This window comes from Sphingobium sp. 15-1 (assembly GCF_013375535.1).
Classification (GTDB): Bacteria; Pseudomonadota; Alphaproteobacteria; order Sphingomonadales; family Sphingomonadaceae; genus Sphingobium; species Sphingobium aromaticivastans.
In genome coordinates this window covers 692,117-704,879 of record NZ_JABXJG010000002.1, presented here as the reverse complement: position 1 = coordinate 704,879, position 12,763 = coordinate 692,117, and the positions used below count along the sequence as shown (strand labels likewise).

12 protein-coding genes and 1 pseudogene are annotated in these 12,763 nt (G+C 58.5%); 8 read left to right on the top strand and 5 right to left on the bottom strand.

What is annotated here, in order from left to right:
* Positions 1-6: 6 nt before the first annotated feature.
* A complete protein-coding gene (locus HUK72_RS19415; RefSeq protein WP_176598284.1) occupies positions 7-369 on the bottom strand; it encodes a hypothetical protein in 363 nt (120 codons plus the stop codon).
* 202 nt (positions 370-571) lie between these two features.
* Between HUK72_RS19415 and HUK72_RS19410 the strand changes: the two genes are divergently transcribed.
* From HUK72_RS19410 to HUK72_RS27335, 6 genes and pseudogenes are all read left to right on the top strand, one after another.
* Positions 572-991: a hypothetical protein gene (locus HUK72_RS19410; RefSeq protein WP_066563972.1), complete on the top strand. Its 420-nt coding sequence runs from the start codon at positions 572-574 to the stop codon at positions 989-991.
* A gap of 149 nt (positions 992-1,140) precedes the next feature.
* The gene (locus HUK72_RS19405; protein WP_066563261.1) at positions 1,141-1,560 is read left to right on the top strand and encodes a helix-turn-helix domain-containing protein; all 420 of its coding nucleotides are present in this window, start codon (positions 1,141-1,143) and stop codon (positions 1,558-1,560) included.
* Between the two features lie 5 nt (positions 1,561-1,565).
* Positions 1,566-2,201 carry a GntR family transcriptional regulator gene (locus tag HUK72_RS19400; RefSeq protein ID WP_082749158.1) on the top strand — a complete coding sequence of 212 codons (636 nt, stop codon included), beginning with the start codon at positions 1,566-1,568 and terminating at the stop codon, positions 2,199-2,201.
* Between the two features lie 165 nt (positions 2,202-2,366).
* Entirely contained in the window at positions 2,367-2,501 is a 135-nt protein-coding gene (locus tag HUK72_RS19395; RefSeq protein ID WP_140404536.1) for a benenodin family lasso peptide, read from the top strand.
* A gap of 60 nt (positions 2,502-2,561) precedes the next feature.
* Complete coding sequence (locus HUK72_RS19390) at positions 2,562-3,224, top strand: lasso peptide biosynthesis B2 protein (RefSeq protein ID WP_066563250.1); 663 nt, start codon at positions 2,562-2,564, stop codon at positions 3,222-3,224.
* Positions 3,224-4,885 (top strand): annotated as a pseudogene (locus HUK72_RS27335) (asparagine synthase-related protein); the annotation flags it as partial. The gene HUK72_RS19390 and the pseudogene HUK72_RS27335, both read left to right, overlap by 1 nt.
* Positions 4,886-4,899: 14 nt before the next feature.
* Here HUK72_RS27335 and HUK72_RS19385 read toward each other — a convergent pair.
* From HUK72_RS19385 to HUK72_RS19370, 4 genes are all read right to left on the bottom strand, one after another.
* Positions 4,900-7,098 carry an Atxe2 family lasso peptide isopeptidase gene (locus tag HUK72_RS19385; RefSeq protein ID WP_066563248.1) on the bottom strand — a complete coding sequence of 733 codons (2,199 nt, stop codon included), beginning with the start codon at positions 7,096-7,098 and terminating at the stop codon, positions 4,900-4,902.
* Positions 7,095-9,689: a TonB-dependent receptor gene (locus HUK72_RS19380; protein WP_087574120.1), complete on the bottom strand. Its 2,595-nt coding sequence runs from the start codon at positions 9,687-9,689 to the stop codon at positions 7,095-7,097. The genes HUK72_RS19385 and HUK72_RS19380 overlap by 4 nt, the downstream gene beginning before the upstream one ends.
* A gap of 94 nt (positions 9,690-9,783) precedes the next feature.
* A complete protein-coding gene (locus tag HUK72_RS19375) occupies positions 9,784-10,656 on the bottom strand; it encodes a FecR family protein (protein ID WP_176598283.1) in 873 nt (290 codons plus the stop codon).
* Between the two features lie 91 nt (positions 10,657-10,747).
* Positions 10,748-11,314 carry an RNA polymerase sigma factor gene (locus tag HUK72_RS19370; protein WP_082749196.1) on the bottom strand — a complete coding sequence of 189 codons (567 nt, stop codon included), beginning with the start codon at positions 11,312-11,314 and terminating at the stop codon, positions 10,748-10,750.
* Between the two features lie 613 nt (positions 11,315-11,927).
* Here HUK72_RS19370 and HUK72_RS19365 point away from each other — a divergent pair.
* Together HUK72_RS19365 and HUK72_RS19360 are read left to right on the top strand one after the other, a co-directional pair.
* Positions 11,928-12,221: a DUF1778 domain-containing protein gene (locus HUK72_RS19365; RefSeq protein ID WP_066563239.1), complete on the top strand. Its 294-nt coding sequence runs from the start codon at positions 11,928-11,930 to the stop codon at positions 12,219-12,221.
* On the top strand, positions 12,218-12,709 hold the full coding sequence (locus tag HUK72_RS19360) for a GNAT family N-acetyltransferase (RefSeq protein WP_066563237.1): 492 nt from the start codon (positions 12,218-12,220) through the stop codon (positions 12,707-12,709). The genes HUK72_RS19365 and HUK72_RS19360 overlap by 4 nt, the downstream gene beginning before the upstream one ends.
* The last annotated feature ends 54 nt before the right edge of the window (positions 12,710-12,763 follow it).

The window sequence follows — 12,763 nt, the reverse complement described above, 5'->3', positions numbered from 1 at the left end:
GGCGGCTCATTGCGTGCCTCCGCTGTTCTGCGTGATCGCGCGAGCAATATCGGCATCGATGCGGATGCTGCTGCCGACGGCCATTGCGCTGCCGGGCGGCGTGAATGCCGGTTCGGCAGCTGGGAGGGCAACGATCTGGAATGCGTCGCTCGCCTGAATGATGCGCAGTCGGTCGGGCAGATCCGTCGAAGCCAAGCGGAGTGGTTTTGCGCTCGCCGGGTTTGCGGCGAGCGCCAGGCTCAGGCAGGCGTCAAGGACAGGCGGAGATTGGACCATGACGGTACTCCAGGCAAGCGGCAAATCCTCTCGGACGCCTTTTTTTGAGGGCGGGATCGGTGGACGGAAGCTCTGTACAAATTGCCGGAACATGCTTCCCAGTCATCGACCGTGAGACGAGTTGTTCACAGCTTGAAAAGGCGCGCAAGGGGCAGGGCACTGTTGTGCCGATTGCGGCATTCATCTTCCGGAAGCGGCATATAAATGCCGCTTTCCTTGTCAAAAATCGGCTTTATTCTCCGTTCGGGTCGTCATCATCATGAGTACCAACCTCGAATCGGATGAGGGAGACATCATGACAGAACGCCAATCGAGAACGTACAAACTATGCCTTTCGCCTGAGGGCACCGATCTCTTCCTGGTTTGCCATGCACGTCTGGCAAAACTCGCGAACAGCCTGATTTCCTATGGCTCGACACTGTATGTAGCCATATTGATCGCGGAAGCGTCGGATGCATCGGAGATTGCTGCCGAACTCGAACTCCCCCATTTGCGACGGCTGATCGGGAAAAGGGAGCATTTTGTCGGGGCGTCCGATCGATTGCAGCGAATCGCGGGCAAGATCAGCGATCGCCTGGAAAGATCGGATCATCTTGGCGATCGGCCAACAAAGAACGCCCTTTATGCAGCCTGTATCGCGCTCATGGCCGCCAGCGAGGACAAGACCCTGCGAGCGGCGTATAGCCGAATGAGCGATCTTCTGGCAGATAAGTGAGCAGGATCAGGCTTTGGTCATCGAAGAGCCTGACGGTAATTGCTCCCAAAATGAGAACGATAATATTTGACGCACCGAGGGTTTCACACAACAAGTTGAAACAGTCGGAATGTGCATGGAAGCTTTGAGGAACATTCAGGGAGAACCTGATGATGTCGACTCAGAGCAGGCGGCCGGGTAGCCGCGCCGCTATTCTAGCCGAGGTCAAACAGATCTCGGGCCGCCGCATCGAGGAAAGGCGGCGGGACAAGCGCATGACGCAGAAGCAGCTGGCAGCCCAGGTTGGGATGGGTGAACGCTGGCTCCGGGAAGTCGAATCGGGAAGTCCCAAGTCCCGGCTCGACGACCATTTGCGGTGCGCGCACGGTCTTGGATTGTCGGCATCGCATCTCCTCTTGCCAATGTTGTTTCTGGAGCATCAGATGCACTTTCCACGACAGATTTTCGATGAGGACATGCATGAACTGGAGGCTGGATGCATCGAGTTTATTGCGAGCTATCGTCTGAAACCATTCCTCCGTTCAATCCCGATTCCACTTACGGATGAGGGCATCGACAGGGAGGCCTGAGCGCCATGTCGCCCGATGCTGTTACGGCCGATCGCGTCTATCGCGAATTGAAGCGGCAAATCATGGTAGGAGAATTGCGCCCAGGAGCAGTTCTTATACTGAGCCAGATTGCTGATAGCGCTGGAACCAGTGTCTCTCCGGTACGCGACGCAATATTGCGCATGGTCGGCGAACGTCTTCTCGAGATGCAAGGCGGAGGGGGATTTGCCGTTCCTCCTCTCACGCATGACCGCATAAGCTGTTTTTATGCCTGGCACGGCGATCTTCTTCGTATCATTGTTCGCGCTATCAATGACCCCATCGAGATCGGCGAGTTTCCGGTCTATGATCAAGGTAAGACAAGCGATGAACATCATCATCTGGCGAACCTGGCTGATGAGCTCTTCGCGTCATTGGCGGCATGTTCGCATAATCCGGAACATCTCCACGCTGTCCTTGCCCTGGAAGCGCGGCTGCACTTGATTCGGATCCATGAAAATGTGCTGCCGCGGTGTCTTTCCGAGTTGGAATCCCTATGGAATCTCGTGCGTTCGAGGAACAAACATTCCATCAGAACGGCCCTTTGGCATTATCATCGCCGACGTTTGTTGAACGTAGAGACGATTTTTTCGGCCATGATGAAGAATGGATTCATAGAATGAGAACGGAAATCCGTATCATTCAGCTATTATCGTGGCGAGAATCACAATCACTCTGCAATGTCCAGCATATATGTTGTCAAATTGGGAACGTATATGGTCGGCCGTTTCTTCATCCTGCCCTAAAATCATCAGGCCGCAATCAAGCGGTATCTGAAGGAAGCAATCATGGAACGTGACTTCGAACGGAATGAAGCGCTGATCGACCTCGGATCGGCTGTCGAGCAGACCAAGGGGATCGAGGGCAAGGCGCGCGATGTGGACCAGTCGCCCCTGACCGGCATGGGTATATTGGACGAGTGATCCGACCCGGGAGGGCACACATAGGCTATGCGTGCCCTCCCATCACGATCCGAGGTGGCGATGACTTACGCTTTGCGAGAGAATTTGCATTTTTCTGATCTTGGTCAGCATATCATCTTTCTGGATGTGTCGTCTGGCCGGTATTTCACGATTCCTTCGACCTGGAATCGGGCATTTCGTACTATCGTTCGGGGAGAGAACGGCTCCATCAACCTGCGCGAGGTGCAGCGGCTGCGAGATGCCCGGCTAATCGAGCCATCGGAGAAAGCCGCGGAGGAATCCCTTCGCGCAGTACCCATAATGCCGATCAGATCCCTTCTCGACGAGCGACCCCAACGAGCAAGCAGCTATTTGACCGCGCGCGTGGCCTGGTCGCAGTGGCAGGCTTGCCGGGACTTGCGGCATCATGGCATGCATTGCCTCGCAAAGGAGGTCGCCGCATCGCCGGTGAAGGCCTGTGAACCTCTGAGGGCTGGTGAAATCGCGAACCGCCTGGGATGGGCTTTCGCGCAATCGGCTTTTATCATGACCGGGGCGGACCAATGCCTCGTTCGGTCTCTTGCCCTTGCAAGACTGCTGCGCCGTCGCAATATTGCTGCCTCGCTCGTGCTTGGCGTTACGGCCAGCCCATTTTCCGCTCATGCCTGGGTCCAGCGAGGGGATCTCCTTCTGAACGATCGGGTTGAGCGGATTCGGACGTTCAGTCCGATAGTGAGCCTGTGATGGCGGCGCGCTATCTCATCGCCAGCATCGATTGTTCGGACCGGCGGCGTACCATTGCCGCGTCTGTCGGTCGCCGGGGACTGAAGCTTGCCTGGCAATCCGACCAACTCATGCTCTTCCTGTCGAACGACACGCCTGTGCAGATTGTCGAAGGGGTGAACCTCATCGGCATCGGGCGCATTTTTTCGCAAACTGACTTCCGGCCGATGGACCTCGCGAAATGGACCGATGGCAATGAGCGAACGGCCCCTCTGTCCGATCTGCTCGAGCAGGGATGGGGGCAATATGTCGCGGTGAAGCATGGAAACGAAGGCGCACAGATCCTGCGCGATCCTTCAGGCGGCTTGCCCTGCTACCATGTGAGCCGGGACGGCTGCCACGCGGCGGCATCGGATGTCGGATTGCTCGTTGCCGCAGGCTTGTTGCGCGCCGCGGTCAATTATGACTATATTCTCCATCAGTTCCGATATCCCAATCAGCGATCCCCCTCGACGGCATTGGTCGGTGCAAGGGAATTGCTGCCGGGATTCGTGCTGGATTGGCAGGGAGCGATGGCGACGGAAACATCGCTATGGTCACCATGGAAGCATGCCGCCCGCAGATTTGAAGGGGGCCTGGATCAGGCGGCGCTTCGCTTGCGGGACATCACCGAAAAATGCATCAAAGCTTTGGGCCGATCCACGGCAAGCCCTATCTTGATCGGTGTCTCTGGGGGACTCGATTCATCGATCATCGCCGCGGCACTGCGCGAGGTCGAATTTGGCGCCCATGGTATCAGCATTGCGACCAGTCACCCCGATGGCGATGAACGTAGCTATGCGCGCGGGGTATGCCTGAGGCTTGGCTTGCCCTTCGACAGCGCACTCTATGCTGCCCGGCATGTCGATCCGGCGCGTCCCAGCGCCGCGCATCAGGCGCGGCCCACGGGCGAACCCTTTCTCCAGAGCTATGACCATATCCTCCTTGAGCTTGCGCGCGCTGTGGGAAGCAAGACCCTGTTTCGTGGGAATGGCGGTGATGCGGTATTCTGCTTCATGCAGAATGTGACGCCAATTCTGGACCGTTGGGAAACGCGGGGCGCTCGCGGCGGCCTGCTACAAACCCTCGCCGATGTTTGCCGCATGACCGACAGCAGCATTCCGCAGGTGCTGTCCGCCCTCCGCCGCAAGAGGGGTAGTTCGCCGGCGGCCATCGCCATGAAGATAGAAGACCGATTCCTGGTCGCGCGCGATGCGAGCCGGGAAATGTTCGACGCGCATCCCTGGTTTGATGCGCCGGCGGGTCTTGCTCGTGGCCGCATCATCCATGGTATATGGGCGACGCGGGTGCAGCGGTTCACCGAGGGCTATGCGCGGGACGATGAACTGGAACTGGTCTGTCCGCTATTGTCTCAGCCCATTGTCGAATTCTGCCTTTCCATTCCCAGCTGGCTCTGGATTTCGGGCGGGATCAACCGAGCGGTTGCCCGCCAGGCCTATCGCCAGATTCTTGGCGATGATAATATGCGCCGGGTCCGGAAGGGCGGTCCGTCCGCTTTTTGTATTGAACTGCTCGATACCTACCGAAGCCAATATCGGGACATGCTGCTGGATGGTCTGCTGGCGGAGCATCATGTGATCGATCGCGAAGCGGTGTCGGCCTATCTGGCCTATGAGGGGCCGCAGCGCGATGATGACTATCTGCGCCTGCTGGCGCTCGCGGATGCGGAGGCCTGGGCCCGGCATTGGACCGGTGCGGCGACGTCTCCCCTCGCGCGAGAAAGCACAGTCGATGGCGCGATGTCGGCTGGTAGCCATTTGGCGGCAAGCGAAGAGGGATGATCCGGCATCAACCAATGTTCGAACCAGGCGATATTCCTGTAATAGACGGCGAGACGATGGCGCGGTTGCCATTTGACATGATGCTCGCCAGGAAAGACGTAGAGCGCGCTGGGAATGCCCTTGTCTTGCAAGGCGGCGAGAGGTTCCAGTGCCCCCAGATATTCATCATCGGAAAGCTGCATGAGGACCGGCGTGCGAAGACGCGCGGCATTCCTTACCAGCGAATAGCAATTCCAGAAATCCGGTGCCATCTCCTCCATCCGGGGATAGCCGGACGCGACATAGCTGTTCGCACCGGCCGGGCCGGCGAGAGGCAGGAAGGTGCCCGGCTCCTCGAAGGAACTGCTGACGGAAGCTGCCGCGAACCTGTCGCTGTTGACCAACGCATATTGGATGTTCCTTGTGCCGTCGCTGAGGCCAGCAATGCCCACTCTCGCGGGATCGGCAATCCCTTGCGTGACAAGCTGATCGGTGATGGTTTCGAGCGATGAGAGGACACTGCGCAAATCCGACCATCCCTCCAGATTATGCCGGAACAATTCATCACCATCCTTCGCGGGGCGAGCGAACCCGGTGAAGCGCGGTCGTTCGAAACTCAATACCGCAAAACCGCGCGCTGCGAGCGGCTGGATCGGATATTCGTCGCCCGTGCCGCCGCGCAGGAATCCGCGACTGTCATATTGGACGATGATGAGGGGGAGCCGTCGCTTCCCGTCATAGTCGGGCGGCAAGACGAGATCGCCGAAGGTTTGGACGCCAAAGGCATTGCGCCATTTCAGGCGGCGGGTGGGTCCGAACGTCAACGCCCTGAACTCCGGATTGAGGTCGACCACCGGCTCCAGATGCCCGTCAAGACCGGCGAACACAAGCCGGCTCGGCTGGTTGGAGGCTTCATGAAGGCATAGCAGCTGCTCACCCACCAGTTCGCAGCTTGCCAACATATCGTCTGTCACGAACAGCCTAACCGGTCTCCTGGCAGGGCCTGGTTTCCATCGGTACAGACCGAGCTGGCTGTTACCCCAGCCTTCCCGGCGCAGGAAAAGGAGGCTCGAGCCGCCCACTGGCCACCATAGGCCTACGATGCCCTCGCAAGTGTCAAAGCGGCAATTGAACTGCTCTCCCGATGCAAGCACGACATGGAGATCAAATTGGGGCATGTAGCCGCTCGATGGCCGAATGGCGGTCCAGGCGCGTGCGCCGCCTGGGCCGTGCGCGAAGAGATTGGCGCCGACCGGTTTTGCTCTGTCGTTCTGCAGTTGCAGCAGATTGATTTCCTCGTGCGTGGCGGGACGGGCCGCCCTGGATACGACATCGATTGCAAGATAGGCGCGATCGATGGGGGCATAAGGAAAGGGCCGGGGGCTTGCCTTGGGAACGAACCGGGCATCATAATGAAAGCCGGCCTCGCCCTCTTCGTCGATCTGCTGCTGGATCTTGCGATAATCCGGCCGGCTCGCGAAAATGATCGTCGTTCCATCGGGCGACCACCCCAGATCCTCTATGTCGTCCAGCGAAGAGGAAAGCTGCTCGGCGCCTTGGCCGTCTGCCCGGGCGCGCCATATCTGTGTCACGCCATTGATGCGTTTGAGATAGGCAATCCAGCGACTATCGGGCGACCAATGTGGCGTGATGAGCTGGGGTACCCCAGTGGGGAAACGGGTAATGCCGGTCCGCTCGATCGTCATCCGGATGAGTTCGCCGCCTCTGTCCATCGCGATCAGTCTATGCGCGCCGTTGAGGGCTGTGACGAACATGCCGAGGCAATAGGCACTCGCCGTCCGATCGACGCGACGGATTTGAAAGGCGACCAATTTCCCGTTTGGCGAAACGGTTATCGCCCCGTGCCTGGAGACGGCCGCGGCGGCGGGCAGTCCTACATCCCGCAGTCGAAGCAGCTTCTCTGGCGTGATCGCCTGCTGGGTGTCTGTTTCGTGGGAGACGGCATCCGGTTTCAGATCGCTGCAATCCGCCGGCACGTCGGCAAGGGCGGGCGTGCCGGCGGCAAAGGCCAGCGCTGCTGTCGAAAGCGTCAGACCCTTGATCGCGCGGATCATTGAAACCTCTTCGTCACCGTTAGGCTGATGAAGCGCCCCACTGCGGAATAGTTGGTGGAGTCGAAGGTCGGATAGTAGCGAGCTGTCGTCTGGATCCGATCCGGCTTGTCGTTGAAGATATTGAGTGCTGCAGCGCTGATTTCGATTCCGTTGAGGATACCGCTGTCATCGGAGGTGCGGTATCGCGCGGACATGTCGACGGTGGTCATGCCGTCGATCGATGAGGCGGCCATCAGCCGTTGATCCTTGATTCCGCCGATATAATTGCCGAATATCCCCAGGCTGAAACCGCCATGAGACCAGTCCGCGCCCCCTCGCGCGCGCCAATGCGGCGGGAAAAACAAGGTGCCGGCCGCATCGACCGCGGCGGATACGGGAGTGACTTTCCGGCGGCTCTCGAGATAGGTCAGATTTCCCGTCAGATGGATCATATCCCCAGCGGCCAATCTGACAGAATAGCTTATGTCGAGATCGATCCCTTTCGCTGTCTGCTGGGCGATATTGACGTATCGGCTGTCGACGATAGCCGCCACATTGTCGATATTGAAAGGCGCGTCGGTGAGGTTCGTAAGACCTGTGGGAGATCCCGATATGAAAGCTTCGATGAGTGCCTCGGTGGGACTAAGGTTGACCAGGGACTGATAGGCGGGGTTGGACAATAGACCGGTCGTCGAGGCGATCGGCGTGGCGATCCTGTTCTTGTAACGGATGTGGAAGAGGCTTGTGCTCATCTTAAGCCCAGGCAGCGCGGCCGGATGTATCTCAAACGTCGCGGCCATTGTGGTGGCCCGCTCGGGCCTGAGATCAGCATTGCCACCAGAGATGTAGAGCGCCGTAGCTGAAGCGGGGTAGGCACTGCCGCCAAAATCACTGATCGGCACCAACTGCGCCGTATAATCGAGAAACTGTTGGTAGAGCGTCGGTGTCTTGAACGAGCGGCCCCATGAAAATTTGAGATTGATATCTTTCGACGGGGCGTAGACGAGTCCCAATTTGGGCGTCGTGACATGCCCCATTCCGCCCGAATAGCTTTCATAGCGCGCTGCGGCGCTGAGAGACAGCGCATGAATGAAATCAATGTCCTGCTCTGGCGCCACGATCGGAATGGCGGCTTCGCCAAAGAGGTAATAGCTGCTGCGATTTTTTGAAAATTGTACCGTAGGCGTTGTCCCGGTCGCTCTTTCCGTCTGGAGATCGGCGATCAGCCTGTTCGATCGGTAGCCGCCACCGAGGGCGAGTCGCAAGTCGCCAGCCGGCAGATCGACGAGTGCGCCCTCCAGGTTCATCTCCAATATGCGGGACTTGTTGGTATAGCTGCCGACCGAGGCGAAATTCAGCAGACCTGCTGTGTAGAGGCGCGAGTTGATTTCAAGCTTGTCCTGTGCTGCGGTACCCATGAATGTGGCGAGCCAGTCGGCGGGCAGCTTCCATTCTATTTTTGGGGATATTGACCAGGATTGGTTCCGCGGTGTCCGGCGATATCCTCGATCCCGATAATCGTTGCTGATAAGCGGCTGAATGGTGATGGAATGACGATTGCTGAAAAGCGCGTCGGTGCTGATGGTGAGGTGGTCGGTGGGTTCCCAATATCCGGTCGCCACTATGCTATGCTGTCTCATGGCCGGGAGAATGGTCGTGTTGGGAAAGGCGTTGTTGGTGAATGAACGGTCGCCGGCCTTTATGGCCGTGCTGCGGTCATAGCTATAGGTGAACATGAAGCCGAGATTGCGTCCGGTCTTTCCCGCCACCACGCTATATTGCTGCTGCTCGTCGCCGCCATCGGTTGCCGCGCCCAATCGGGCGGATGCCTCCATTCCATCATAGCTGCGCTTGAGGATGATATTGGCGACGCCAGCGACCGCGTCCGAACCGTAAACGGCAGAAGCACCATCGGTGATGATTTCCACGCGATCGACCGCGCCCAGGGGAATGGAGGAAATATCGATGGCCTGCGCCACGCCATTATAGGCGATGCGTCGGCCATTCAGTAGTGTCAGCGTGGCATCGGGACCAAGTCCGCGAAGATTGAGGCTGGAAGCGGAGCTTACATTCTCGTTACTGATACCTCCCACGCCGACCGTGACCCCGGGATTTTGCCCGCCGGCAAAGCTTTGAGGCAGGCTGCGGGCGAAATCGCCGAGATTGGAAAGTCCGGCTGTGCGAATATCATCCTGTGTCCTGGTCATCACGGGCGACGCGCTTGCGCCACCGCGAATGCGCGACCCGGTGACGATGATATTATTTTCCGCCGTGCCGTTTATCGCCTCCCGCGATGGTTCGCCTCGCCCCCGAACGAAGATCGAACCGTTGCGGACTTCCGCTATGAGGTCGCTGCCCTCGACAAGGAGGCTGACAGCCTCGCTGACTGTATAGGCGCCCTTGAGGGCTTTTGCCTGCTTGCCCCGAAGTGCTCTTGAATCCGCTATCAGTTGATAGCCGTCCTTGCGGGCAACGGCACGAAGCGCATATTTCAGATCCTGCGCCGGAAGATCATAGGATCGCTTTTCGCTGTCCTGAGCCAGGACATGCGGACTTATCGCGACCAGGGCGGTCGCTGCGCCAATCAGAAATCCCGTCTTGCCGAAACCCATGATGCTTCCCCCATCATTTTCGCTGCGCCCTTCTTGGACAGGGCAAACGGGAAAAGACGGGGGAAGGAAAAGTTGAAGCTGGCTTGGCTAAAATTTATTTGGTGATGATCAATTTTCCTGGATGGGAACGATCGATCCTCGCCTCCAGGAATGCGGCAATTGCCTCCGCCACGGCGTCAATGTCGCGGATGTGAACCGAGCCGAATATCTCCCGGCTGCCAAGCCCTGGATCAGCGAGCACGATCTGCGTCGTGCTGTAACTGTTGGCTTCGGCGATTACCTCGCTGATCGGAACATCATCTAGATCTTTCACGCCGCTGACCCATTGCTCGTCGGTAGGTTTTGCGGACATGACAGAAGGCGACATGGCTTGTCCATCAAGGAAGGCTAATTGCTCCCCGGGATGGAGACGAAAGAGTCGCTCGGAGCGAGCACTGGAACGCCATCCATGCACCTTCACGTCGGCGCTTCCTTCAAGGAGATGAATGGCGATACGATGGCCATAGGTCACATCGAATATCGTGCCGGGGGACAGGATTTCATTCTGGCCGAAGCGCACGATGAACGGTCGCGCGGCATCATGCGCGATCCTGAACCTTGCCCGCCCGCGTTCCAGGCTTACAACACGTTGCTCCGCCGAGAGATCGACATTGATGCTCGTTCCGGTGTCGAGGATGAGCGTCGATCCATCCTCCAGCCGGACTTTGCGTACTTCGCCGATCCTCGTTGCGAGCTTGCCGCCGCCCAGAGCATCCGTGCGCGCGAATGGGGCGTAGAAGAACATCATGACCAGGGCGGCGGTGATCAGGGTCATGACGGTTGCCGCGGCAAGCGCAGGCCGCCATCCTGGCATTTGCGCGACGCCCTTCTCGACATGCATGGGCGCAACGGCCGCGGCGCCGGCTGCGACGCCGACGCTGGCCGACAATTTTTCATAGAAATGTTGACGGCCATCCTTGGCTGCCATCCACCGGCGGAGACCCGCGCGATGCCTGTCAGGGTCGCATTGCATTTTCATAAGCCATCGCGAAGCGGCACGGCGATCCCACCATGAGAGTTTATTCATGATCGCCTCCCATATTGGCGGCGATATGCCGGATGGCCTTCAACATATGCTTTTGCACCCTCCACAAGGGGAGCCTCAGATCAGTCGCTATCTCCCGATAGCTATAGCCTTCGACACGATTGAGAAGGAAAATTTCCAGGGTGCGCGGCGGCAGTTGCCGCAAGATCGCTCGCCAGCGCTGGATCTCCTGCCGCGCCTCGACTTCACGATGCGGGTCGATGTCGTTGGATTTGTGCAATCCTTCGTCGAGGGATACCGACAGCTGCGACAGGCGCGTCGATCCCCGTTCGGCGCGATCCCGCAGCATGTTCGTGGCGATGCGGGTGATATAGGCCCGCGGGGTTACCACCGCGACCGGAGGCGTGGCGCCCAGGAACCTAGTCATTACTTCCTGCGCCATATCGTCAGCATCCGAGCGATTTCCCAGCTTTTGCAGGAAATAGCGAAGGAGACGGGGCTTTTCCCGCCGGTACACGTCTGCAAAATCATGGGTGGGAGGGGCTGCGCTATTTGCGTCGTCATCGTCGAGGGACGCGCGTCGTTGGGGAGAGACGCTCATGACGGCATTCTCATCATATGCGCACCGCATCGCAGGAATGGCTTCCCGCAGCGGTCGTCGTGAAAGGGAAATATTCCCGGATTAGACCGGTCCCGCGCCGGTCGTGATTGGCCCTGGCTCATTCGTCGCACCTATGTCCACTCGGGGCGACGGCCTAAGCCGGATGTTGGAAACCTGTCTGGAACAGGCGCATGCGCCTTTACCGTTGCCGGTTGGACATGCGCGCATGCCACCCGGCCCCAGAAATCTGTGACCGAGCAATCCAGAAGGGTTTCCACGCCCCACTTCCGTTCTTTTCCCGGAAGCGGGCCTAGTTTGCGCGATTAACGCCTTGAAGCAAGCTCGAATTTGTCGGGTGGTGTATAATACACCATTTCTGCTCACGGTGGCTAGCGCAGCGCCGCTAAGCCTGTTTTTCGCCAGTACCGTGAGTATGAGTGATGTCATTCCAAACGGGATCAGTCCGGCCGCTCGGCAACGCGCCGTTCATCGCCGTTAAATGCCGAAATTTACCATTCCCGATCCGGAAATTCGTCTGCGATCCCGCATTCCAAAATAATAGATACACACCGTGTATCTTTCATGGTAGGGAGAGGTTTAAAGGATCAAGGGCATGCCACGTACCACCGCCTCCTCGGAAACGCCACTTCAGGCCGTCAATCTGCGTGTTCGAAAGGACACGCAGTCCCTGATCGATCGGGCGGCAAACATGCTTGGCCGCACGCGCTCCGACTTCATGATTGCTGCGTCCAGGAAGGCTGCCGAGGATGCCATCCTCGACCAACGTGTCATTTCTGTATCGTCCGAAGCCTATGGCGAGTTTTTGGCCATGCTCGACCGCCCCGCGCAAGCGAATGAGCAGCTTCGCAAAACCATGCAGACGCCCGCGCCCTGGGAGTCCCAGTGACGCTCATCGCTCCGGTGCCGCTCGATGACGGTCATCTGCTTGACGAATTCACCTCCGGCACGGCTTCGCTTGACGATTGGCTAAGGCGCCGCGCGCGTGCCAATCATGAAAGCGGAGCCAGCAGAACTTTCGTCCTGTGCGATGACGCGCGCGTCATCGCCTATTATTCGCTGGCCTCCAGTTCGATCGCCTGTGCGGAGGCCGTAGGCCGCTTCCGCCGAAATATGCCAGATCCCATTCCGGTTATAACTCTGGCTCGTTTGGCGATCGACCAGTCCATACACGGCAAAGGTTTTGGAAGGGCTCTCATCCGCGACGCCGGCCGCCGGGTGATTGCCGCCGCTGACCTTGTCGGCGTCCGTGGCATGATCGTCCATGCAATCAGTGATGACGCGAAGCAATTTTACTTGGCGTGCGGTTTCCTGCAATCACCCACCAACGAGATGACGCTCATGATCCCGCTTTCCGATTTGAAAGCGGCTGCCTGATCGTTCCCAACCATGCACGATATTTGCGGTTCATGGAATTGGATCATTGAAGAC

Excerpts from the sequence above, each read along its gene's own strand:
- HUK72_RS19415 (WP_176598284.1), bottom strand. The coding sequence starts at position 369 with ATGTTCCGGCAATTTGTACAGAGCTTCCGTCCACCGATCCCGCCCTCA.
- HUK72_RS19410 (WP_066563972.1), top strand. The coding sequence starts at position 572 with ATGACAGAACGCCAATCGAGAACGTACAAACTATGCCTTTCGCCTGAG.
- HUK72_RS19405 (WP_066563261.1), top strand. The coding sequence starts at position 1,141 with ATGATGTCGACTCAGAGCAGGCGGCCGGGTAGCCGCGCCGCTATTCTA.
- HUK72_RS19400 (WP_082749158.1), top strand. The coding sequence starts at position 1,566 with ATGTCGCCCGATGCTGTTACGGCCGATCGCGTCTATCGCGAATTGAAG.
- HUK72_RS19395 (WP_140404536.1), top strand. The coding sequence starts at position 2,367 with ATGGAACGTGACTTCGAACGGAATGAAGCGCTGATCGACCTCGGATCG.
- HUK72_RS19390 (WP_066563250.1), top strand. The coding sequence starts at position 2,562 with ATGACTTACGCTTTGCGAGAGAATTTGCATTTTTCTGATCTTGGTCAG.
- HUK72_RS19385 (WP_066563248.1), bottom strand. The coding sequence starts at position 7,098 with ATGATCCGCGCGATCAAGGGTCTGACGCTTTCGACAGCAGCGCTGGCC.
- HUK72_RS19380 (WP_087574120.1), bottom strand. The coding sequence starts at position 9,689 with ATGGGTTTCGGCAAGACGGGATTTCTGATTGGCGCAGCGACCGCCCTG.
- HUK72_RS19375 (WP_176598283.1), bottom strand. The coding sequence starts at position 10,656 with ATGGCAGCCAAGGATGGCCGTCAACATTTCTATGAAAAATTGTCGGCC.
- HUK72_RS19370 (WP_082749196.1), bottom strand. The coding sequence starts at position 11,314 with ATGAGCGTCTCTCCCCAACGACGCGCGTCCCTCGACGATGACGACGCA.
- HUK72_RS19365 (WP_066563239.1), top strand. The coding sequence starts at position 11,928 with ATGCCACGTACCACCGCCTCCTCGGAAACGCCACTTCAGGCCGTCAAT.